The organism is Brevibacillus brevis NBRC 100599, assembly GCF_000010165.1.
Lineage (GTDB): Bacteria > Bacillota > Bacilli > Brevibacillales > Brevibacillaceae > Brevibacillus > Brevibacillus brevis_D.
Map to the genome: position 1 here is coordinate 6,027,902 of NC_012491.1, position 24,143 is coordinate 6,052,044.

The following is a 24,143-nucleotide window of genomic DNA, read 5'->3' on the forward strand; positions in this document are numbered from 1 at the left end:
TCGATCAAACAAAAAACTGAGGCACTGTCGCCTCAGTTTTTCTATGGATCTAGTGAATTTCTTCCAACGGGATTCGGAAGGTAAAGCGGGTCCCTTCTCCTTTTTGGGTATGAACCTGGAGGGTTCCTCCCAACTGCTCAACCTCTTGTTTGACAATGGACAGGCCAATTCCTCTGCCCGATACGAGACTTGCTTGTTCTTGTACCGTGACATCCTCAGCCAATGCCAGCTTCAGCTTTTCCCTATCTCCGCCACGCCCATCATCACGAATCGTGACACACAGGGAAGTATCCTCTTGCCAAATGCGGCATTGAATCTTGCCGCTGCGTTCTTTTCCGCATGCTAATCGTTCTTGCTCTTCTTCCATTCCATGATCGATGGCATTGTTGAATACGTGAACCAGGCTCCTCGCAAAATTCTCGAATCGCTCCGGATCGACCAGTACTTCTTCCACATCCCATTCGACCGGATCGATGGTCTTATTCAGACGGATAGCTAGCTCGCTTACATAGTCTTCATAACGGGACAACATGTCCTTCATGGGACGATAACGCAGCTTGCGGATGCGGTGGAGCAGCTCCTGCTGAGCTTCCCCCTGTACCAGACTGGTAATCTCGTGCTCGAAGCTTTCCCACCGCTCTTTTGCAATGGTGTGCACATGCTCGTTATGATCCAGGAATCCGACCCCGAGCTTGTGCTGCATGATCGACAAATCCTGTTGCATCGCAGCTTGAACCTCTGCGAATGACTGCTGGGCACGCACATCCTCGTCGGACAGACGTTCCTCGGACTTTGCCCATTGAATCAACCACGACTCCAAATCATGCAGCTTTTGTGGTGTATGAATCAGGTGTAATTGGCTGAAGTCACCTTTAAACTGATGAATCTGAGCGACCAATTTGAATAGCTTCTCGGATTCCGCCATCGCTCCTCCGAGGATCTGCTTCCACCCCTCCTCAACGAAAGCGTTGAAAGCTCGCAGTACCTTTTGGAAGAGCGGAAGACTAATCGCTACCGTTACGACCATATTCAACCTTTGCCATTCTCGCTCCATCTTTGATTTGAGCGCACGCTGCTCACTCATATCAGTCAGAATCAGCATCAAGCCCTCTGGCGAATCTCGCCGATCTTCATAAATCGGCTTACATGCCAGCTTCAACGGCATTTGATTGATCTGGACTTCCGTAGGAAAGAGGCTGAGATACAGCTCTTTTTGCCCTTGGTCTTTTGCTTCAAAGTACTTTTCCAAAAGAGATTCAATGAACACGCTGTCCTCTGGACGATCTGGATATAGTAGCTCAGCAACCGATACTCCAGCCAGTTCTCTCCCAAAAATCCGCAGACATTCCCGACTGTATTCAGAATGGACCAGCAGGTTCTTGGAAAAAGAAAGGAAGCCTTGTCCCGCATTATTTAACAGATTTTTATTCGCCTGCAAAAGTGCCTGAATCTCATTGGTACGCTCTGTCACAATCTTTTCCAAGGATTGATTCCATTGCTCCAATTGATGATACAGTCTCGCATTTTCAATAAAGATTGCAATTTGCGAGAAGATCAGCCTGAGCGGCTCCGAGCGTTTTTCGTTGAACACGTGTGTCGTCTCGTTGTTCTCCAAATAAATGACACCGATCATTTTCCCTTGCTGCCATAGCGGGGAGCATAGAATCGATTTCGGCTGGTGCTTCGCAATGTACGTATCACGGAAAAAGACGCCTTCAACCGAAGCGTTGTGGAGCACCAGCATCTCTTCTGTACGAATCGTGTAATTCACGACAGCGACAGAGAGCATCCCACTATGCTCATACGGGACAGACTGCATAATCTCCACGTCCAAATCGACAGAGCCTGCCGCTTCGATGAGCCAGTCACCATCTTTTTTCAGCAGGAGGATTCCTTTCTCCGCACCTGCATTGCTCATCACCGTGCGCAGCATCGTCGCCAACAGCATTTCCAAGCGGAGCTCGCTAGCTATCGTTTGCGACGCTTTGATAACACTCATTAAATCGACGAGGTCTGCTGTCTGGTCAGTCGTGGCAATCTCGGCGGAAGCCCCCAAGCTTCTAACCCGTTGCAAAAGATAAGGATACCGTTCCCCAATCTCTCGTGCCTTGGCGACCGCTCCCCATAGCATGTAAACCTCGTGGGCCTCCGTCATGTATGCCTTCGCAATCGTTTCCATTCCAAGTGCCAAGTAATGCTGGGCAGCCAATTCATTTGCCATTGCCTCGTTTTGCAAGAAAACATCCTTTTTGGCGAGTTGAACCGCCTGTTCATAAAAAGGACCCGCTTCTTGTTTATGCTCTGTGACACGGAGCCACTCAGCATGCATCAGCAACCACTTGTGCTGAAAATTTTCCGGGCATTCCTTTGCCCACACCTTCATCTTTTTGAGATTTGCTTTGATTTTTTTCCCATACCTCGATTTTTCCTGTCCGTTGGCGTTCTCATAGAGCCCCGTCAATGCCAGTGTTTGCATAAAAACTTGCTGGCTGACAAGTACTTGTCCGCTGACTGAATCCATCCATTGCTCCGCTTCAGCCAGCAGCTGGGCTGCCTCCAGGTGGTTCCCGTACATGAGGTGAACCATCGATTTATAGTAGTGGTACATGTACCGCTTGTAGCTGTTTCCTTCTTTTTGCAGGTTGCTTACATAGGCAACTTCATCAAAGCCATCATGGCAAAACGCCGTTCGCTCATTGTCCGTCCACCTTGTAAAAGTATGCAGCGCCTGGCGCAATAACAGGAGCCGGTCATCGTGATCAACGACCTTGATTTGTTGAATCATATCGCTGTATTCCTCGATTTGCTGCTCCAATTCTTCTACTGGAACACCACAATAGAGCATGGCCTCCAAAAGCCCATGGGCATTGTAGGCAGCATAAATGTTTCCTCCGCCGTCCAAGCCGAGCTGAATCGCTTTTTTCAGGAGAGGGATGTTCGTCCGCGCATGCTCGCACCAGTGATTGATCAGTAGGGCAAACGCGCCATACGCCTTCGTCATGGCAATCGGATCGGCGAAGCTGTCTGCTACACGGCAAGCCAATTGTCCAAATTCATATGCCTCTCGATAATTTCCGAATTGAGCAGCTTGTACAATTCCGTAACCGGTATAACCATTTGCCGAAGCGACTGCGTTTCCGTGCACGAGTGACAGATGAAGGGCACGCAAAATCGTTAAAGCAAACCAATTGAGATTGACATAATAAGCAGATGGCCCGGCGTAGCTGATGATGCTCATCGCCATCTGATAATTTTCATCGGGAACATCCGGCAAATACAGCAACTCATCTATTTTTCTGCCTTTGAGGCGTCGCTTGATATGAAACATTTCCATAATGATATCGAGCTTGCCAGGCTTTTTCGGAATCGGTACGCCCAATAACCCCAAGGCTTCGCTTGCGATCTCCATGACACGCGGAAATTCAGCCAATCGTGTATACATGCGAATTTCCATTTCCAAAATGCGAACGCGTTCCCGGTCTGTTTTGGCATGCTGCATCCCGCGTTCAAACAATTGTTTTGCCTCATCCAATTGGTTACAGAGGTACGTCGTCTCCGCAGACAACGCACACAGCTCCATGGTCAGATCATGATTGTGCTGCCAGCCCTCTTCCCCCATCAGCTCGAGACCGCGCTGGAAATACTGCAAGGCCGACTCAAATGCCGCAGAGGATTTCGCCTTTTGTCCAGCAAGCAAATGACAGTGCGCTACATGCATGCGCTCCGCTTGATCCTCCAGTATCTCTTTTCCCCGATACATATGATCGCAAATTTCGAACAGGAAGCCAGATTCGCTCCCTTGGGACATTTCCCACATCATTCTGCCCAGCTTGACGTGGATCTGACCGCGCTCTGCCTCTGCTAACAACGAATAGGCGGCCTGTTGAATTCGATCATGCACAAAACGGAAACGAATCCTCATCTGAGACGCCACTTCTTCTTCCACGAGCGCAGCGTATGTCAGATATTCCGCTCCTTCAATCGGATAGATGAGACCTTCCTCAATCGCAGGCGATATATGCTGAATGGCTTCTGACTCCGTTTGATTCCGTGACTTGGCTATCAAATGAAGCAAAAACGAATTGCCCAGACAAGCAGCATAAGCGAGCTGCTGCTGAGTAGAATCAGGCAGTCTTCTCATTTTTTCTACGAGAAGATCGGCCACATTTTCCGTTGTACCCAGCTTCTCGATTTCGACCAAATCCCATTGCCAGTTCCGCTCTTCTCTTCCATACCACAACAAGTTCCGATCATACAGCGTCTTAATGAATTCCCTTACATAAAACGGATTCCCGGCTGTTTTTTGCATAATAATCGTAACCAGCGGCTTCGTCATGTCCGTATCGCTATGCAATGTATCGGCTACTAACGCATTGAATTCGTGTTCTCGAAGCGGCAATAACGTGAATTGGCGCAAAATGCGGCTCTTGATGCCTGTCTCTGTCAAAATGGCAATCAACGGATTCATCATACTGCCATCATGCTCACGATAAGCGCAAATCAATAGAAAATGACTGATCTGCCTATCTGCAATCAACTCTCGGATCAGGAAAAGCGAAGAAGAGTCCGCCCACTGCAAATCATCCAGGAACAAGACGAGCGGATGCTCTGGACGAGCCCAAATCCGAATAAAGCGTTGCATCACCCATTGAAAACGATTTTTTGCTTCTGCTGCAGGCAGCTCAGGTACGGCAGGCTGCTTGCCGATCACTGCTTCAAGCTGTGGAATGACATCCACGATCACTTGGCCAAGGCCTTGCATGGCGTCGAGGATCATCTCTCGCCAAGCAAGCAGCTCGCGTTCGTGGCCTGCCAATAACTGCTTGATCAAATCCTGAAAGATTTGAATGAGGGCCGAATACGGAACGGCCTGATTATATTGATCGAACTTTCCAGAAACAAAACGTCCCCGGCCTCTCAAAAACGCTTTTTGCGCTTCCAGCACGAGGGCAGACTTACCCACACCGGGAGATCCACTGAGAAGAACCATCCTCGTAGCGCCGTTCGTGACTTGCTCAAATGCATCGATGAGCATCTGGATTTCTTGCTCACGTCCATACAGCCTCTCTGGAATCCGCAAGTGATCAGCACGATCTTCTAAAGCAAGCGGAAAAGGCGTAATCAAACCGTTTTGTTCAAGCTGGTCATAGCAGCGTTGCAGGTCTGCCAGTAAGCCAGACATGCTAAAGTAGCGATCCTCTGTATTTTTTGACAGACACTTCATCACAATGTCCGATAGAATCTCTGGAACGGATGGTTTTACACTGGAGGGAGCGAGCGGCTTTCTCGCCATATGAGCATGTATGAGTTCAAGCATGTCCGAAGTTAAAAAGGGCAGCTTTCCCGTCAATAACTCGTAGAGCGTGACACCAAACGAATAAATATCGGAACGGTAATCGACGGTGCGATTCATTCTCCCCGTCTGCTCCGGCGACACGTAGCGAAGATTTCCCTTCCATTCTTTTGGATTCATCACACTTTGGTATTCTTGGTGGGATTTCGTCGCCAACCCAAAGCTACCAAGCTTTACCTCATAGGTTTCAGGATGAACCAGGATATGATCGGAATTTACATCCTTATGAATGATTCCGTGCTGATGGATTTCCTTCAAACAGGAAGCCATGCGGACTGCAAGGAAGAGCATCTCCTTCAGTGACAGTCCTTTCATTTTCATAAGCAAGGAGAGCGGCACTCCCCCGAAATCTTCCGTAATCATTACCGTCTCACGGTTGTGATTAACCAGTTCGATGATCGTTTCCACTGCATGGGATTCCAATGATTGAAGAATGCGATATTCATGCTTCAGTTTCCACAGAGATTCCTTATGGGAAGGCCCCTCCATCGGTACTTTGAATAAGACAGGGAGATTGTCGTTATTTCTGTAACCCCGATAAAGTCCCAATTTTGAATGAGTGGAAAGAAACTCTGCCACCCTATAACCTGGAACCACGATCATGCCGCTCATACTATCCACTCCATCTTTAGGTAGAACATCCTATCTTTCTAATTGTTGACCCGGAACAAATAATCTATATTTAATCTATATTCTGTCTTAATATAATCTCTTTTTACTATTTTTCAAGGAGGTATAGTTTTGTCAAATCTAAGTCGCAGTGTAAGCAACCCGCACAATAACGAAGTGGTCACCTTTTTAAAGACAACGGAAGAAACGAATGGCGAATATTTGTTATTTCGTACCGATCTCCCACCGGATAATGGGATTTTTCTACACTATCATACAAAACTTGTCGAAACCTTTGAAGGTGTAATTGGAAATTTAGAGGTAACCATCGATGGAAAAAAAGTAATCCTGAAGCCGGGAGAGAAGCTAAACATACCGACGGACAAGGTTCATGGGTTCCACAATCCCTCTAACGAATTCGTCAGCTTCCATGTCGAAATCCGTCCGGCAGGTACTTTTGAAGCATTTGTCCGCTGTGGATACGGGCTCGACACAGACGGGCGCAGCTTTTATTTGCCGTTTATCAAGCAAAATATCCCGAAAAATATTCTCCTCTTGGGAACGATCTTTCAGATGGGGGGGTTTTACCTCCCGATCATTCCGCGCTTCCTGCAAAAAGGCATGTTTGCTGTGCTCGCTGCATTGGCTCGTTGGACAGGCTCAGATAAGTCGCTGGAAAAGTACTACAAAACCTCTCCAGATGCACCAGTCTCCCATTCCGAGGTCGAGCAAACAGCGCAAAAGACGTTACAGGGATAAAATGAGAAAAGACACCATAGGGATTACTCCAGCTCTGGTGTCCTCCACGCTTCTTATATCCACCTATTGCAGGATCAGGTAACTACTTCACCGTAGCAGAGCATAGAGCTGCTCTTGCACGTTGTTTTGGCACATGCCTCCATGATAACAAATGATGCTAGTAATTTCCAAGTTCTCAAACTTTTTTAATGAGTTTACTGCCATTTCCATATCAAGAGTGTTTTGCGGAATCGGTCCTCGCAGTGCTTCGTTCATGTACACCATAGCATCGCCTGCTATTAAGGTCTTGCTATCTTGTACATACAAGCTGATATGCCCCGGCGTATGTCCGGGAGTATGAATGATGCGGATTCCCCCACAATACGGCAGAATCTCTGCGTCTGCCAGTGTCTTGTGCACCATTGCCTTGGGCGGATTTTCACAAAGCCATTGCAAGTACTCGCGCTCCTTTTCAGGTAACATCGCAAGTAAAGGAGCCATGTTTTTGGGGTCTGCTTTGAGGAGTGGGCGTGTGCCTTCGATGTACGGCTGATCCAGCTCGTGCGCGTATATTTCAACCTGTCCGCCAAGCTCACGAACAATTTCTGGAAGACTGCCGATATGATCAAGGTCCTGATGTGTCAAAATGATAGCTTTTAAACGCTCAGGTGGTATGCCAGCGCGGCTCATTTCCTGACGGATAATCTCCCATGAACCCGGCATTCCTGTATCTACCAATACAGCTCGGTCATCATCCCAAAGCAAGGTGGGATAGATCACCATCGGCTTGCCAAATGCCTCTCCTTGTAGCGGAATCATTTTCACACCTGTGTTCGCTTTCATACCCTATTCCTCCTCACACCTTTTTATCGCACAACTACTTTTTATCACGGAGCGAGGAGTTTTTTCAACAGTAAAATATTTTATTATACCACAAACAAAAATATTTGTCAATATATGATCAAGGCGTCTTCTTGTACAAAAAAGACCCCCAAAATACGCGGTCGCTCCTACCCGAGCAGACCGCGTTGGCCTTCTATTATCTTAGGGTGTCGTTGTCTTAACAGGCGGTCCACCCGTAGATGCATCTTGGCTTCGCTCCCTAATAACACCATGGACAGGTTGGATGTCAGGCTCGTCCACCATCAACCGATAAACCGGCACGAACACAGCCGGTGGGCGAGTCGGTTCTGGCTGTGTTTCAGGTGGCTGTACGTGCGTACTCGTACCTCCCCAAACCATATAGCCTCCCCACGCTCCGGCACCTAGCAAAACAACTGCGCTGGATATCACCATAGCTTTGTGCCGAAACAGCTTCACGAGCGGATTGGCTGTTTCGCTGCGTACCTCGTCCAAAAGCTTGCGGAAATCAGCATTTCGGATCGCATACCACCGTTTTCGCCATTCTTTATCCCGCAATCTCCTGCCTTTCTCTTCAAGGAAAAAGACCTTCAATGCTTGTCTGTATGCAGGCAGCAAATACTTCCCTTCGAAAAACATCCGCTGGCTCATCGTCCATTGGATAAAAGACAATGTAACGGCTTCCCCACCATTTTGCTGAACATATCCTAGCAATTCTGCAAACTGGAATCCTTCCTGACCAAAATGATCTTCCCGGTAAAAGACCAGTGGGACCTGTGGGAACTCGTCTGCATGGAGTGGTTTACTCAACATATTCTGGATCATTCTTTGTTGCACAGAAATCGCTTCCCGATCCCATTTTCGGAAAAACTCTGCCGGATGTTGCGTGCTTCTCTCTTCATGCAGCTTCGCCAGATTCATGAGCATTTCTTGCTTGTGGCGACTCTCCATATCCAGCGTTCCGAAAAAGCTCTGTGGCTTCTCCTCTAAGAGGGCGATGAGAACCTGGAAATCATCCTTGGATAGCGTGTCTAGCGCGACGAGCTTCATCAAGGACTTGTCCAGTTCATCCAACAGCTCATCGGCATAGCCACGTGCCCCATCGATGTTTTCAAAGAACTGGTGGATGGTAATGGCGGCAGCTAGCTTTTGACGTTCCCGTGCAAAGAGACGCAAAACTTTTTCTGTTGTCGTAGCAATAAAGACGGCATTGCGTATCGCTTGCGGTTCTGTTTCTGACCAAAACCGGATTTCCTTTAGCATCTGGTCCAAGCTGGTCACGGCGGATACCCGCTCAGTCATATAATCCTCAAAAAGCGGCTTCACCAACTGCGGATAGCCGAAAATCGTCCGCATCATGAAGCCAAACAGCTCCCGGTTGCTGGACAAATGCTTGTACACCTCTGCCACGTAGCTACTCTGTCTTGCGGTCTTGGCCTTCATCAACACGTCCATCAGGAAGCGGATCAAATCCATTTGCAGGCGTTCCTGCTTGGTGACCCGGTAGGATTCAATTATTTGCTTAATCGTCTCGCCGTCGGGCAGCCGTTTGGACGAAAGCGCCTCTATTTCGATCCGCATCAGCATTTCCTGAAGCTCGATCAGCCGTTTCTTGCGGGTCAAGCTACTGTGCCCCAAATAGCTGTTCAATGCCTGCCAAACGCCCGCCCGCTTGCTCTCATACACGGACGTTCGTCCCTTTTCAATTAAATACAGTGCGCACAGCTCATAGTACGTGCGAAGGTTCAAGGCTAGTGCATGGTCTGCTCCAGCCAGCACATCCTCACAAAAATCGAGGAAGGCATCCAGAACCCGTGGCTCATTGACATACTCCCAGGCAAAGTCGAGGTATTCGTGTCCTCCGTCCTGCAAATCGACGTTTTGAACGCGACCAAGGGAGAAGTCGAACAAAAAGTCTTTGTCGCTGTGCCCCCCGCCTGGGCGTAGGCTTCCTTTTTCTACGAACGTAACGTGGATATGCTTCTTGCTCTGCGGCTCGTTGCTAAAAGTGAGAAAACCAAAATGTCTACGCATCTCATAAGGCAGACAACTGTACAAAATCTCCAACAAGTGAGCAGCACTCTTGGATGAGGCACTAATATCCACATCCAGGCTGATGAACACCTTCTTTTTCGCTGCGAGCGAGGACATCACCGCAAAGAGGAGCTGTTTGAATAAACGCTCATCGACACCCAACTGTCCGAGTAGCTGTTTTCGGTCTTGCGGCAAGCCTTTTTCTGAAGGGATGTCATCGACGGTAGGAATCTCCTTACCCGCTGCATCGTCGTGACGATCTGCAAAAGTACGCACTCCGAAGATCTTGCTTGGATTCTTGATAAACTCATCTCGACGCTCTACCGGAATGACATAGTTGTGGCTGAAAAACGTATTGCGCTGCCCAGTAAAGTCCGCTCCGACAAATACACTTCTACCGAGAACCATCTCTCCTGATTCGGCTTGGAAGCTAACAAGCGCCTCCGGAAAGAGCGACAGATTGCTTTCCGCCCGCTCTTGAAGCTGTCGCGGCGCGTCGTACACGCAAAACGGATGGAGCGTCTTCTTGATGAATTGGTTATCCAGCCCTGGCGTTTTGGCGACAGTATCGTATCCTTCGTTCGAACGGAAAACCCCTTGTCGCCCGCGGGTGTAGTACTGCTGCAAAATGGGCTGACGGTTGCTCACTACCGCTCCCTCCCCTCGATGTAATCAAGCTGGTGCATCAACCAAATAAACGGTTCATCGACGCGAATCGGCGTCACGACACCACTTACCCTTTGATTGACTGGATTGCTCCCCAGCGCAGATACAGCGAAATAGGCCGTATTCGTAAAGTAAACATCCAACGCGTCCTTAAACGGTCTATCTACCTTTTCGATGAATCGACGGATTTCCCCATCGATGTTCTCAAATTCAGCCGTATTTAAATATTGTTCATGGACAAAATTGCGGAAAACATTGCTGTTGGACTTGATGTATTCGCCATCGTCTTCTTTGATCAGATGCAGCATGTCGCTCTTCGTCAACACGACAGCAGTTGGAATATGGGTTTTGCTCTGCTCCTGATAGCCGATGAAGTTCTCAAACAGCGTAATGACAACCTCACGCGGCTCGTCGTACCTTGCCGTGAATTCCCCTGGCTCATCCCCAGCTTGCAGCATGACCCGATCACGAATGGTCTTGATTTGCAGTGGATCGATCAGAAACAGGATGCCAGACGAATTTTTCACATGCGACGCATACAGCTCCAAATACTCGCGGTCGACCATTCCCTCGCCTGCTACGTCGAAAAACACCAGGATCAATGGTGCCTTGTCGCTATCCTTGAAAATGAATTGGAAGATGAATGGCTCCTGACGCTTTTCTTTTTGCGTGGAATCAAGCAGCTGTCCGCGTTCAAACAAGGGTGCCTCGTAGTTCTCCCGGAACTTGCGGCTAATCTGCGCATTGAGCGGCATACACGCGGCATCAAAGTGATTCGCTGTCGTGTTTTGCAAGGTATGGATCAGTGAGGTCATGTATACGGACTTACCGACCTGAGACGCCCCGACAATCGAAATAATGTTACTCGGCGCTTTCCCTGCCGTAATCGGTAACTCGTTGTGGCATTTCGGGCACAGTCTGCGCTTGGAAACCATGCCATACCGGTCAGTCACACCTGCGAGGACGTTATCGACGTACAAATGGTTTTCCGACGGGATGGATTCCGGATCGATCACCGCTTCCAGCTCGTCGATAGCATCCAGTCCGAATTTATCCCGATACGCATTGAGAATCTCATCCTCCTGCAACGCGTAGTCTTCGTCGTCCTGGCGATGATGCGTGGCACGAAAGACAACTTGGTCCGGTCCGTATTTGGCGAAGCAATAAGGGCAGACAATATCGTAAAAAGGAAGCCGTTCCTTGACCTGCGGCTTCTTCTCAAACATGTTTTTCAAAAACGACAGCATGGCGCATCCCCTCCTATTCAGGAATCAGTTCGTACATTTCTCCGTATTTTTTCCCGTCCGTAAAAAACAGGCGGACGACGTCTTTTTTCCTGACCTCGATCTCCGGCATCAGATTGACACCGGGCTCAAGATCACGAATGAAATTGTATCGGGTACCGTCATCCTTGTGGGCGGGAGGAGAGCCTTCTTTTTTTACGTAGCAGAGTACGTCCCGCGCGATCGGAATCTCTGAAAAAATGCGAATCTGCAACGATTGATACTTGCTGAACCAGCTTCCGCCCCGTTTGAATGAGTAGTAGATTTTGGCCTTTCCTGTGCTGACGTGGACCACATGGGCATCCCCGTCTGGCATGAGCAGTAGTGGCTTGCCACTTTCCAATCGGCAAGGAAAGATGCGGTATGTGTACCTGCCGATGCCGTCTGTTTTTTCCCGTAGCCCTTTGTGGACTTTGTATTCCTCTCGGGTATACAGCTTGAACTGACGATCATCCAGCTCGCTTATGTCAAAAGGGGCGCCAAACTGCGACTTGTGCACGTACACGCACGGAATATCCTGCGCCCAATGCCAATTGAGCACGTATTCGCTCCCTTGATGCTGGCAGGTGACGTCCTTGATGAAGATTTCTGTTGTTTCCTTCCGATTAATCATGATTCATCATGCTCCCTTTACTCAAACCGCTTGCTGCTTTGGTTCCCGCCGTCCAACGCACGAGGGTTTTGTCTGTTGTTCAGTCTGCGCTTTGCAAAAGACGATCCGCCACTCGTAGAAGCTGGCACAAAGAGAGTGAACAACGTCAGGATGACCGCGAGCAAGGAGCACGCCAGCAAACGTACCACCATATCGAGCAAGTCGATCGACGACAGACCCATTTCCAAAACGAGTCCAGCTAACAGTCCTGATACCGCCCCGCCAATCGTGAAGCTTTTGGCCAGATGGCGATTGTCAAAAATCAGACCCAGCCCTAAGCCGAGCAAAGCACCGAGGATCAGAACACTGACTACACGGGTAATGGCGTAAAACATGCTTTCTTCTGTCGCTCCTGTCCGCTCGGAAACAATATTGCGGTCTGTTCGGCTCATATCGTAAATCTGACCAAAGATTCCTGTCATTTGGTCAGCGTGTTCAACATTGAAGTAGCTACCGCCAGTCTCAGCAGCAATCTTTTGAAGCAGCGCCGTTCCGTCTGCATCGATTTGGCTCATGCCTACCGTATGGACAATCACTTGATTTTGCTTGTAGGGCGCTAGTGCGGCAGGGACATCCAGATCACTATAGCCGTCTGACATCAGCACGACCGTACTGTTCGCCATTTGATTGGCTTGCAGCTGGTCCAGCCCAGCTTGCAGTGCCAAGTCAATCCGCGTGCCTCCATCCGTGCGCGGAAATTGGAGTAGCTTCTTCACAACCTCATCCTTCACAGACTGGCTACTTAGCTCGGTGAGGGGTTGCAGCACATTCGTTTGATCGTGAAACGTAACCACTGCTATGTTCATGTCACTGTCCATGCGCTGCACCATGTCGGCCGCTGCTTTGAACAATTGGTTATCCGGGTCAGACGACTGCATGCTGCCTGACGTATCCAGAACCATGACAATATTGTTGGCACCACTGGCCTGTTGAAACGATGATCCGTACAGCAGCTGAAGCAAGAGCGCCGCTACGCCCACCATCAAAAACGTGCTGGGCACGAGCATTTTCCAAGAAAAGCCCAGATAGCGCTGCTTCCAGCCGACTCCATTCAGTCGTGGCGAGATCATTTCCGCAATGAGGCACATCAATCCTACGAAAAAGGCATATTGACCAAAATAAAGTCCCATTAACAACCATTGCGGTATTTCTCCGGACAGCTTGCCGAGAATGACTTCCCCGACCAAAAATCCGATCACGCCACCTACCAGACTACACACCAGCATGAGTAAGCTTACTCTTCTCTGACTCATGACGACTCATCTCCTCCCACGCGGCGAAAGACAAACCCGCTATCCTCATAGGAAGCATGGTATTTCTTGTTATTGCGGTAAAACATCAACTCTTCCATGCCGAATCCACCCATCAGGTTCATTTTTTCTATCCCGCTTTTTTGTTCCTCGTGGATGCAGCCCAGCTTGTAGGTTCGTGTGTTCTCATCCTTGTGCAGGGCATACTGGACGAAGTCGTTGTGAATATCGGCAAACAAGTACTTCTCCTCATAGCGATGCTTTTGCAAGAAATGGAACACTTCGATGTGAACCGCTGCCCGCTCCTCCAGCACCAATGCCAGATCGAGGAATAAATCCTCCTTCGTCAGCACGGTTCGGTTATCATAAGCAGCCCCGACGTTGGCACGAGCCAGCAGCTCCGCCTCAAAAGATAAAGCAAATGGCGCACGAGTGAGAATCTCGTTCCGGCAAAACTGACACAGCCTCTCCACGAGTCCGGCGAGTCGATTCCCGCTGAGCAGAGCGCCGCTGCCAATATACCGTTGTTCCATGTAAAAATCACTGCCGCGTGAAGCTTCCAATGACCGGATCGTTTCATGGACAACCGATTCGTAATATTCATCCACGTTTTTGCCCAAGTAATCAGTTGCTTCCCGAACGCTCGTCTTGGCGATTTCCCGCAGTTGCTTATGCAAAGCTTCCAACTGCTCGACTTGCTCACCTAACTGCCGGTGAATCTGCTCTGTCTGTTTCTCATAACTCACCAGGATGGAGAGCATCATCTCCCAATCCAGCAGCTCCAGCTTTTTGCCATAAACAGCGTCCAGCAAATGGCGAATGAAGGTCCGCACACGCTCCTTATCCCGTGTGAAAAACCCTCCTACGCGAATGTCCTGCCGATCTACCCGCTCTTGGTAGAGATCGACCAGCTCGGCTTTCATCTGTTCAATTTGTCGAGATGTCTCGCGAATGCCTGTGCGCAGCTCATCCAGCAGGTTTGCTCCATTGGCGTGCTCTGCTGTGAGATAGTAAGCCGCATACAGCCCAAGCCGTTCATCCTCGATGACTGCTTTCTGAATCAAATCAGCCAAGGATTCCTGAGACAGCATGTGCTCCAGACGTTTACGCGCCCCGGAAGCGACATTCGCCTCAAAAAAGGCTTGGCTGCTGCCGTCAAACAAAGCCAGCTCTGCTTCGCGCATATTCATACTGCAAAGCTCACTGTAGCTGATGCCAGAGGTCATGAGCCCAGTCATTTCATCCAAGATGTGATCCTCAGGAAGGATACCAGCCAATTTTCGCTGCAAATCATGCGCAGTTAATCCGAGCTTCTCTCTCGCTTTTGTTTTCGGCAAAACCTCGCCGTCCTGGAGTCGCTCCCAATAGCGGTCAAATACTGCGGACAGCACCGTCAGTGCAATAGCATGAGTCGGTCGCTTTACTTTGGATAGGCCAGCAGACGCAAACTTGGTCTGCCCGTGTTCAACCGAGATGCTGCGCATAAATTGCAGCTTGTTATAACCGTCATTGCTTTCATGGAACTCCGGCTCTACCTTTTTGTTGTTTAAAAGCACCAGCTTGCTGATCAGCTCGTAATTTTCCTGCATGCCGCCTTCGATAAACAAGCCATGCTCTGTCTTGTCACTCAATAGGTACGCCAGCGAAAACAACGGCGCGTTCACATGCTCCACAGGCAGCTTCACGAGATCCTCTGTTACCAAAAGATTCGCTCGATAGCTGTAGTCGCTCTGCTGATAACGATTGACCTCTTCCAAAAAGCTGACCGAGAGCGCTGTCGAGAACCCGAATGCTTCCCCGTTGTTCTTTTCTTGGAGCAAGACGTACAGGTCGACTGATACGTTTTTAAACAGCTCATTGAGGTAGCTCTTGAGTAGCAGCGTCAGCTCTGGCAAAAGGATCGTGGCAGGGTCATCCGCCCTTGCCACGACGGCAATATTGACTTGCTGAAAAGCAGTGAACAACTTGCCCATTTCCGCTACACGTACGCTTGCCAGCTTCATTACCTTGTTCAATTCCATGGTGACAGCTTCATCGAGTAAAAAACGCTCGTGGATCGAGGTACGCATCTTTTTCTTGTCGTCATCTGCCTGTGGCAAGCGGCAGCCAATTACTTGCGGATGCTCCCAGGTTTTGTCCTGATACGCATGGACATAAAGAACACCGTGACCATTTTGCCAACTGCGTTCGTTGTGGGCACGAACAGCTTGCAGTGCCTCTACGCTCTTATCCCCGAGAAAAAGGAAGAGCACGGGGTTTTGAATGCTTCGCTGTCCGTTTCCGCTATCCAGTTGTCTTTCCAATTCCGTAACGTATTGGGTCGCGAACTCTCCTATCAAATCCCGCATGCGTCCTCCTCGATTATCAAACGATCCTGATTGTTTATTGCAGCGTCTTACGCATATCGTTTACTTTTGACCAAACCTTTTTGTAGAACTGGAACAGCTCTTCACCGTTTACGTATTCGTCGCGATCGTATTCCAGATCGTTTTTCGCTTCTTGGAAAGCAGTTGCGATTTCTTCGAGTTTTGTCAGCAGCTGCTGCGTATCCTCTGCTGAAGTCATCGCGTCACTGCGTTTTGCAGCCTTGCGCTGGATGGTTGCCATGCTCTTGTGATCCAATGCGCGGAATTTTTCATAGATAGCGAATTCGAAGTGCTTGTTGACCTTCATCAGGTTGATGAATGGCTCCCACGCATCTTCTTCCTCATCCTTGTCGTAGACGTACAGCGCACCGCGCTTGCAGATGGTGCCTGTGTAAAGGGCTTCGATGAATCGGGTCACCAGCTCTTCTTCGTCCTTGATGGCACCCACGATCTGCTCCAGCTCCTGGATTTTGGCCTCGATTTCTTCGTATTTGCGCACTTCTTGTTCGATCAGACGAATCTGCTCCGGATAGCGAATCAGGTTTTCTTTTGCCATCTCCTCATTAATACTACCGAACACATCACGTGTAAATTCTTGCTCCAGACCCTCTCTCATGAAGCCTTTGAGCTCAACCAATGCACGCTTGATCTCGCCAGGGCTCAGCTTGGTCGCGTCTCCTTGCGCTTGGTGCTTAGCCAGGAAGGCGGCAAGCGAGAACGACTTCGTCACGATGGATTCATAACGGTTGCTGGTCTGGCTGTCACTGCCTTTTTCGCGGATGGCTCCGTAGCGCACGGCACGGTCAAACAGTTCGCGTACTTTGGCGTTGTACGCTTTGATCCGCCCGTTTTGGTACGTATCTCCCCACGATTTTTCCGGAATAGGGGATGGGAGGTACGCCCAGTTGTTCTTTTCCGTTTGAACGAGGTGGCGTCCGATACCCTCTCTGTCCAGAATTGTACGTTCGTAGCTTTCCTCGTAGACCTTCAACGGTGTGTAAGCGAACAGTGGAACACCGTTTTTCGTATTCAGCCAAAAGATGCGGTTTTTGACTTCGCTTTCTTTGACGGTGAAGCGCGATCCACTAATCGCTGTATTTTGATAGTTTTTAATCCCCTTCAAGATCGATGGTGCTTTCAGCGGCACGGATACAAAGCCCCAGGAAGGGAAATGCATATTGCCGAGATTGTTGCTCAGATGGAAGACCGGAATCGCCTCTTCATCCAGCTTGCTCGCAATCTTGCGCTCTACGATGCGATCGAGTGTCTCATCCTGACCGTATTTGATCACGAGGAATTCTTCCATCGACTTGGTGATCACCTCACCGAACTTCTCCGAGAGGAATTCGGAAATCGAGCTGACGATATCCAGCTCCTGCTCTTTGACCCACTGATCGGAGTGTCGCAGCAGCTCACTGGTGAAATCGCGGATCATGTCATCTGCATCTTTTTGCTCCAGGATGTTGCTGACGACCTTGGAGATATCCGGCACACTGACAATGTTCCAGTAGTACGTTTTGTTGCCAGTGCGGTCGCTCTCTTCTCCACCGTTGATCAGGATGTCGCCGTTTTGCTCGAAAATTTGATTGAGTGCGTTCAAAATCTCAGTAAATACGCTATAAATGCGGTTGTTTTCTGCATTCAACAAACGGTGCAGCTCTTCGTAGAATTCGATCATTTGTTCCAGCTTTTCCTGATCAGCCAGGAGCTGGTATTCGTTGATCTTTGCTTCGATGTAGCTGTTTTTCTTCTTCTCCTTGGAGATGAAAGCACTGCGGGCATCGCCCAGCTTTTCATTCGCGTTCTCTCGTGCGCCCTCGATCTCAGGCGGGAAGCTCTCCAAATTCGCCTTGAGGCTCTCGATGTAGGAAAGGATCATTTTCATCAGGCAGTAGCCTTTGTCCGAATGAATCAAACGGGACGCATAGAATGGTCCTTGCTGCGGGCGCAGGAATACACGCGTGATCATTTCGCCAAAAACAGAGATCATGTCGCCTGGCATCTGCTTTTTGGACTTGATGTACGCTTCGCGCGCTTTGGCGAGATAGCCTTGTTCCAGCTCGTGGTCGATGCTCACGACTTGTTGGGTAATAACGTTGCTGTAGTTCAAACGCTCGCTGTTTTCATAGCCTGGCAACGGTTCAGGAACGCGCTCCTCGAACTTGCGGGAAATCGAGTCGATGTCGATTCCGAGCTTGCGGGCGAATTTCTCTGCATCTTCTTGCGTTGGTGCTACCGTGAACATTTTTTCCATCTTTTTAAACAAGCGATATGCTAGGTACGTTGTCATCTCTTCGATCGGCAAGACAGCAGAGGAAGCACCGATGACGTTGTACTGATAGTTGGCTGCGTACGCTTTTGGCATCTGATTGATGTTCGTACGGATGTTGCTGATATAGTCGTGGATTGCAAACTCTTCACCCGAGCGCTTTTCTTCGCTCGCCATGAAGTTCGTAATGTTTTCCGCGGTCACGTTCATGCAGTAATCGTACGCGTTTTCCAATGCTTTGCCTTCCAGATTGGTCGCAGAAATCAAATGGCACAGGTTGAATGGCGGCATCGGCGATTGTACGGTGAGCACATTGCCGTATTGCTGGCGGAAACGCTCGTTTCGCTCGTCCGCATTCATCCAGTAGTCCAGCTCTTTTAAAGCCGCATAACCATTTTTCATGATGTAGTCACGTGTGTGCGAGCTGAGACTCTTGTTGGACAGGTTGACGTCAGGCGTGAACAGGTAGCCTAGCGTATTCACCTTGTCTACTCCCGCACTTCCGAAGTCGCGCTCCAAAATGCCGCGAACGATATAGGCGATGTCGAGGAAGCAACCGCTTCCCGTTCCCCCGGACAAACCACTCAAGAGGAATACAGTCAGCTTTTTGTTCGTGCCCTCACACAGCATCTTGACCTTTTTCTCAATGGTTTGGACGACTTGCGTAATTTTCGTAAAGAGGAGAAGTCGCCCTGCCTGGCGTACACCGGATGCGCCGCTGATTCCGTCCGTAATTGTCAGCTCTGGTGAGAGCCAGTCCGTGATGTACGGCTCCAGAATGCTGCGATTCTGCAACACACCGCCGATCTCAGGATTGGACAGGAGTACGAACTCCGTCACTGGGTCGAGTCCGATGCCTTTGTACTTTTTGTTGCGGTCATGCTCATTCGTTTCAAACGCGATGAATTCAATATTGTCCGGCTTTTCCTTGCGCTTCTTGGAAAGCTGGTCTACCGGCAGCTTGAAGCGTCTGTTCACTTGGTATTTCAGGCGCAAAAGCGCATCAATTCCTGTACCGCCTAGACCGATGACGAGCATCGGGTTATCAATGGTATCTACACGAATCTTGTCACTGACGATTCCCCCGCCGAGGGATACGTCCAATTGTTGAATGTGTTCTCTCACAACTGCTTTCATATTCGACTCACTCCTAGACGATGTAATCTACATATAAGGACTTGTTCACATTCGTTAACGAAATTTTGATGCGATCGTTTTTCTTCAGCTCTTTGCCTTTGCTTGCATCGAGGACACGTCCTGCCTTTTCGATCCGGCAGCTCGAACGGTTTTCGATGATCAGCGTATCGTTTTTCCCTGGTAAAAAGATGACCTTCTCTGTCTCCGCAAACTCAGGGGCGAGCTGCATGAGCTGGTGCAGCTTCACTTTTCCTTTGAACGCGTTCAGTTTCTTGTACTGCGGGTTGGACTTTTCGCCTGTATCCTCATCCACGATCTCGATGGCGATTTGGCCCGCGAAGCCCTTATTCGCCTTGCGATAGATCGACAGCGCGTACAATCCAGCACCGATCAACAGGAGGAGAACCAAGATACCTCCTACTACGGTCAGCCATGGAAATGGTTTCGATTCTGCCGCAGGATCAGTGGTTGTGCTCGGCTTGCTCGTTCCAGAGCCTGCCGTTTTCGCAGCATCTACAAGGAGCGGCTTTGTCTCCCGGTAAAAGCTGGTGTCTTCTGCCTTGACTTTTATTTCGTAGGTATGGTCTGCCGGGATTGTGAAGCTGCCTTCGAACCCGCTGCCCGTATTGTTCAGGATGACTTCGTTTGTCTTATTGTCCGTCTTGTCATTGACGATCAGTGTCGCCTTCATTTGCTTGTACAGATCAGGACTCGCTACCTTCTGTCCGTTTGAAACAAGTGCAGCCTTGATCGGTACGACATCGCCAGCCTTGTAGCTCTTCGCTGTGACTGGCTCCATCTCCAATTGCAGATCGTAGTTGAAGATGAGGTTAATATCGATTTTTTCCTTCGGGACACCTTTTACCTGTAGCTTCCAATCACCCTGCTGTGGCTTGACCAGCTTGATCATCGTGTACGCATTGGACTTCGACAGTCTGACCTGGTTGGAAGGGATTTTTACTTCCTTGCCTGCTGGGTCATACAGCTTCACTTCCACTGCTTTTTGCGACATGATCGAGATGTTGGCTTCCATTACGCTGCCATTCGGGATGGGGATCGGAATCTCCTGAGCTTGGCCGTTTGCGACGAAGCTTTTAACCGGGACAACCTTCAGCTTCAGGTGATTCGCAAAGATTTCGCTCAAGATTTGCGGGAGCTTGTCCGCTGTACTCGTTTCAAAAAATTTACCATTTGTCTCCGCAGCAATCTGCTGTAATGTCGTGCGGTTAAGCTGACCGTCTGCGTTCAAGCCAATCGTGTAGACCGGATAGCCTTTGTCTTTGGCCTCTTTCACTGCTTGCTGCAGCTCTTGATCAGACTTTGCCTGGGTACGGCTTGATGCCTTGTTCAAAAAATTGTTTCCGTCTGCCAGCAGCACGATGATCGGCGCATTGTTTGGATTGCGTCCCGCATCAAGGATTTTTACTGCTTCCGTTACCCCGACAGCGATATCGGTGTAGGCTCCTTTTTGCAAGCTGTCGATGAAGGCTTTGATATCGTTCTTGTCTTCTTCGGAATTAATCTCAAGCAGTGCTTTTTCCCGCTCGATCTTGTCGGTATAGGCGACAACACCAACCTTGTTCGCTTGGATCGACGTCATGTCGACGAACATTTTCATTGCTTCGTTGCTGACTTTGTTCTTATCGCTCTGGGTCATGGAGTTGCTGACGTCCACGACCAGGACAGCGTCCATATTATTTCCACTCGTTTGCGCAAAACCTGGGTGAGTAACAGAGAGGACACTGACCAAGAGCAGGGCAAGACATGCTACGTATCGATATAACATTCGGAATCGTATTATTTGCATAAGAGCTCCTTTTCTTGTTCGTTACAAAGAATTTGTGAAGTGTTGCAAAGAAAGTAAGACTATGACACTATTTCAAGAAGTAGAAGACAGATGATAAAAAAGTACTAGAATGATTGCCCCTTACTCGTAATACGATACGACATGATTCTTTGTTACAGATTTCGACAACTTCGTTAGGAGAAATTTTATGTTAACTTACTTTCTTTTGTTTGCGGCTTTTTTGCTGCTAGCGGTCCGATTCCTCAAGCTGCTACGACTGAAACGGCGCAATCTCTCCAACGCCGAAATCGATCAGCATCTTCATGCCTTACTGAATGAGAAGAGGGATTCACCATGAGAAAACGAATCGGCGTCCACTTTCGCAAAACCCGTAAAACCACTCATACTTATGAAAGAATCCAAGCGTGCACGCGATGCCATACGTACCATGTCCTGTGGGAAACGCATTGCGAGAGTTGCGGGAGAGCCTACACACCGATCCGCCAGGTATCCCATACGGTGACACGCCGCTATGTGCAGACGCGCTTTTTGCTCTTGGGCTTGTTCGTCTGTCTAGCTCTCCTTTCTGCGGATACCCTTTTGCAATTGGCTCTCGCAGGTGGTATTGGCTGTGTGTTGTTCGTCTTGTTTTTCGTGATACAGAAAAAATACGGCATCTATGAAAGAGACGTACAATTCCAACACTTTTTAACACGGGAAATAGAGACGCTCAAGAAGTCACTCCTCCGTCATTTGGAGGAAGTGGGCAACGACGTCAAAGAAGGACATCTCAAGGAAGCTTATGAAAAAACGAGAGAGATCGGGCATTTCATCGATTCCGATACGATCAAGATACGCAAAATCATGTTCCTCAATCATTACGTCCTACGCAAAGACATGGAGCTAGAGCTCGAAACGCTCATCCCGTCTATGTACGACAAGGACTTCATGGAATATGTGCGCGAGGTCATCAAGGTCCAGCCTTCACTCGTCAAAAAATCCGTGCTTACTTATGTTAGACGTTATAAAAATCAAATATTGTTGCTGGAAAATGGGGATCAGCTCATCGGTCAAGTGGCAGGTGCGGCGCTCCGCATGAAGTCTTATGTGGACGAGTATCAGGATCTAATTATCGAATTCATCGATTTTTTGCCTCGCGAGCGCCTTCTGCGATTGGCAAAAATGGTACAAACCCATAGGGACGAAGGCTGGGAACAACTATATCATTCTACCAAAAACAGGGTGGATACGCATTACGCGTTTGACCCGGATTTCAAAGGCTTACTGTGAAGGAGGAGCCTTTTATGTTGCCTATCTCTCCCTATCATAGGTCCCTGTGGGTCCGTAATATTTTTCTGGGACTCTTTGCCTTGGGTTTGATCGCTGTTCTGTTCAAGCTCGGATTCGGGTACAAGCAGATTACGTTGTATAAACAAGCAAAGGCGTTTTATGAACAAAAGAACCTGCTGCAAGCCGAGGAAACCTTTTCTCGTGCGCATGATATGGCCTTCCTGTCCTACGGGGATGACGAATGGAACTCTATCATGTTCCAACTGGCTTCGATCCGTACTGAGCTGGAGGGGCTTCAACAGCAATCGCGGGCGGCCATTTTGGAAAAGAAGGTCGCAGAAATCGGTGCGGTCTATGAACAATATCAAGCTGTCAAAAAGAATTACCAGAATCAAAAGGACGTACCAGCAATGTTTTTCCAGCAATTGTCCGCACGCTTGGGTATGGATAAGAGCTTTTCCGATTATTACTTGAATGCCTTGCAAACAGCGAAGGCTCAGGCACAATCAAATCTCGAAAAGGAAAACTACCAGGACGAATCTTTCATCGAAACACTCCTTGCCGTTCCAGATGAATACTACGGCGGTAAAAAGAAGAAGCAGGCTGAACTCACGGCCTTGTTCCAAAACTATGAAAAGACGAAGCTGCGGAAATTGATCGCTTCTGCTCCTTTTGAAGAAGTCATCACCAAGACGGCTACAAGCATACGCCATTACGAAAAGCTGGGTATCGAGACAGATTGGTTAGTGGGTCAGTTGGAAAAGTATGCGCTAGCTGAAATCAAGGAAGTCATTCGTTCAAAGGATTTGAGTGCCTTCGTTGACATGGCAGCCGCCTATCGCAAAATCGAGGATGTGCTTTCCAGTGATTCACCTGTCCTCGATTCGATCACCCGCTATCTGGATGGCAAGCTCAAGCAGGCAGAACAATACATCAAGTCGTTTGAGTTCACCAAAGCGCGTGAATTATACGAACAGTTGAATCCGCTCCAGGATACGGCTACACTCCTGTCCGATCTGAATAAACTCTGGTTGGAATACGATCCAGCACGTTTATTGCAATTGAGATATCCAGACAGAACCTTCACCGACACACTCTCCGGCACAGATCGCTGGGGAGCAAAGCTTTACGCATTTGGACTCTCTGAGGCAGATCATCGTCTTTACTTCGCAGCGAAAATGCCGAATGACTCGGTCCTCTATCTGGATCAGTCACTGGATGTCGACTTAAAAACGGCAAAGGCTAAGATCGACGATAAGCTCGGAAGTAAAGAAAAGCCTGTGATTATCGTAAGTGCTTCCGGCAAGGAGCGTGCTAACGCCTACGCGGCATTCTCTCCAAATTTGACAAAAGAGTCACTGAAGAAGAGCTTTTCGGTCGAGGCAGATGAACTCAGCGTAGAAGACTCCGAGCATGTGATCCTAAAAAATGCGGTGGGGAAAGGGGAAAACGAAATCGCTTTGTTCAAGCTCGAGGACAATGGCTTGGCTTACATCGAAAAGCTGGCTGATTTGGAGCAGAGCTCCGAAGAAACGACCGAGGGAACTGGGTCAGGAGAAGCGCCTTCCCCTGCTGACAGCTCAACAGAAGCGACGGATCAACCTTCCCCTGCCACTCAAAAAACCGATGTTTTTGCAGGTCCCGGTGAAGAATATGAGAAGATCGGTCAGGTAGCAGCAGATGGTTCCTTCCAAGTCATCGCAGATCTGAATGGCTGGTACCAGATTGTGTTTGATGGAAAAGAAGGCTGGATACGCGCTACCGAATCAACGCCGTAATCAGTCCGCTTGAATAATGGGCTCCTCTCGCGATCATGGCACACACCCTTGATCTGCGTCAGGAGCTTTTC

13 protein-coding genes are annotated in these 24,143 nt (G+C 49.0%); 4 read left to right on the forward strand and 9 right to left on the reverse strand.

Annotation, left to right across the window (positions count from 1 at the left end; translation table 11 throughout):
• Positions 1-49 precede the first annotated feature (49 nt).
• A complete protein-coding gene (locus tag BBR47_RS28510) occupies positions 50-5,965 on the reverse strand; it encodes an AAA family ATPase (protein ID WP_015893869.1) in 5,916 nt (1,971 codons plus the stop codon).
• A 129-nt stretch (positions 5,966-6,094) separates the two neighbouring features.
• On the opposite strand from BBR47_RS28510, the gene BBR47_RS28515 reads away from it, so the two are divergent.
• Positions 6,095-6,721, forward strand: a complete 627-nt coding sequence (locus tag BBR47_RS28515) for a cupin domain-containing protein (protein WP_015893870.1) — start codon at positions 6,095-6,097, stop codon at positions 6,719-6,721.
• Positions 6,722-6,808: 87 nt separating this feature from the next.
• On the opposite strand, the gene BBR47_RS28520 is transcribed toward BBR47_RS28515, so the two are convergent.
• From BBR47_RS28520 to BBR47_RS28555, 8 genes are all read right to left on the reverse strand, one after another.
• Positions 6,809-7,543, reverse strand: a complete 735-nt coding sequence (locus BBR47_RS28520) for an MBL fold metallo-hydrolase (RefSeq protein WP_015893871.1) — start codon at positions 7,541-7,543, stop codon at positions 6,809-6,811.
• Between the two features lie 201 nt (positions 7,544-7,744).
• A complete protein-coding gene (locus BBR47_RS28525) occupies positions 7,745-10,243 on the reverse strand; it encodes a hypothetical protein (RefSeq protein WP_015893872.1) in 2,499 nt (832 codons plus the stop codon).
• Positions 10,243-11,508 carry a TRAFAC clade GTPase domain-containing protein gene (locus BBR47_RS28530; protein WP_015893873.1) on the reverse strand — a complete coding sequence of 422 codons (1,266 nt, stop codon included), beginning with the start codon at positions 11,506-11,508 and terminating at the stop codon, positions 10,243-10,245. The genes BBR47_RS28525 and BBR47_RS28530 overlap by 1 nt, the downstream gene beginning before the upstream one ends.
• A gap of 13 nt (positions 11,509-11,521) precedes the next feature.
• Positions 11,522-12,157: a hypothetical protein gene (locus BBR47_RS28535; protein WP_015893874.1), complete on the reverse strand. Its 636-nt coding sequence runs from the start codon at positions 12,155-12,157 to the stop codon at positions 11,522-11,524.
• A gap of 17 nt (positions 12,158-12,174) precedes the next feature.
• Complete coding sequence (locus BBR47_RS28540; protein WP_015893875.1) at positions 12,175-13,449, reverse strand: vWA domain-containing protein; 1,275 nt, start codon at positions 13,447-13,449, stop codon at positions 12,175-12,177.
• A complete protein-coding gene (locus tag BBR47_RS28545) occupies positions 13,446-15,794 on the reverse strand; it encodes a hypothetical protein (protein ID WP_015893876.1) in 2,349 nt (782 codons plus the stop codon). Before BBR47_RS28545 ends, BBR47_RS28540 begins: the two co-directional genes overlap by 4 nt.
• A gap of 34 nt (positions 15,795-15,828) precedes the next feature.
• The gene (locus tag BBR47_RS28550) at positions 15,829-19,218 is read right to left on the reverse strand and encodes a tubulin-like doman-containing protein (RefSeq protein ID WP_015893877.1); all 3,390 of its coding nucleotides are present in this window, start codon (positions 19,216-19,218) and stop codon (positions 15,829-15,831) included.
• 13 nt (positions 19,219-19,231) lie between these two features.
• The gene (locus BBR47_RS28555; protein WP_015893878.1) at positions 19,232-21,025 is read right to left on the reverse strand and encodes a vWA domain-containing protein; all 1,794 of its coding nucleotides are present in this window, start codon (positions 21,023-21,025) and stop codon (positions 19,232-19,234) included.
• Between the two features lie 187 nt (positions 21,026-21,212).
• Here BBR47_RS28555 and BBR47_RS31425 point away from each other — a divergent pair, with 187 nt between their 5' ends.
• The 3 genes from BBR47_RS31425 to BBR47_RS28565 are packed head-to-tail and all read left to right on the forward strand — an operon-like array spanning position 21,213 to position 24,072.
• The gene (locus BBR47_RS31425; protein ID WP_007724683.1) at positions 21,213-21,362 is read left to right on the forward strand and encodes a hypothetical protein; all 150 of its coding nucleotides are present in this window, start codon (positions 21,213-21,215) and stop codon (positions 21,360-21,362) included.
• Positions 21,359-22,294, forward strand: coding sequence for a hypothetical protein (locus tag BBR47_RS28560; RefSeq protein WP_015893879.1), 936 nt, complete (start codon positions 21,359-21,361; stop codon positions 22,292-22,294). Before BBR47_RS31425 ends, BBR47_RS28560 begins: the two co-directional genes overlap by 4 nt.
• Before the next feature lie 14 nt (positions 22,295-22,308).
• Complete coding sequence (locus tag BBR47_RS28565) at positions 22,309-24,072, forward strand: SH3 domain-containing protein (RefSeq protein ID WP_015893880.1); 1,764 nt, start codon at positions 22,309-22,311, stop codon at positions 24,070-24,072.
• The last annotated feature ends 71 nt before the right edge of the window (positions 24,073-24,143 follow it).

Coding starts and splice junctions, on each gene's coding strand:
- BBR47_RS28510 (WP_015893869.1), bottom strand. CDS start 5,965: ATGAGCGGCATGATCGTGGTTCCAGGTTATAGGGTGGCAGAGTTTCTT.
- BBR47_RS28520 (WP_015893871.1), bottom strand. CDS start 7,543: ATGAAAGCGAACACAGGTGTGAAAATGATTCCGCTACAAGGAGAGGCA.
- BBR47_RS28530 (WP_015893873.1), bottom strand. CDS start 11,508: ATGCTGTCGTTTTTGAAAAACATGTTTGAGAAGAAGCCGCAGGTCAAG.
- BBR47_RS28535 (WP_015893874.1), bottom strand. CDS start 12,157: ATGATTAATCGGAAGGAAACAACAGAAATCTTCATCAAGGACGTCACC.
- BBR47_RS28540 (WP_015893875.1), bottom strand. CDS start 13,449: ATGAGTCAGAGAAGAGTAAGCTTACTCATGCTGGTGTGTAGTCTGGTA.
- BBR47_RS28545 (WP_015893876.1), bottom strand. CDS start 15,794: ATGCGGGATTTGATAGGAGAGTTCGCGACCCAATACGTTACGGAATTG.
- BBR47_RS28550 (WP_015893877.1), bottom strand. CDS start 19,218: ATGAAAGCAGTTGTGAGAGAACACATTCAACAATTGGACGTATCCCTC.
- BBR47_RS28555 (WP_015893878.1), bottom strand. CDS start 21,025: ATGCAAATAATACGATTCCGAATGTTATATCGATACGTAGCATGTCTT.
- BBR47_RS31425 (WP_007724683.1), top strand. CDS start 21,213: ATGTTAACTTACTTTCTTTTGTTTGCGGCTTTTTTGCTGCTAGCGGTC.
- BBR47_RS28560 (WP_015893879.1), top strand. CDS start 21,359: ATGAGAAAACGAATCGGCGTCCACTTTCGCAAAACCCGTAAAACCACT.
- BBR47_RS28565 (WP_015893880.1), top strand. CDS start 22,309: ATGTTGCCTATCTCTCCCTATCATAGGTCCCTGTGGGTCCGTAATATT.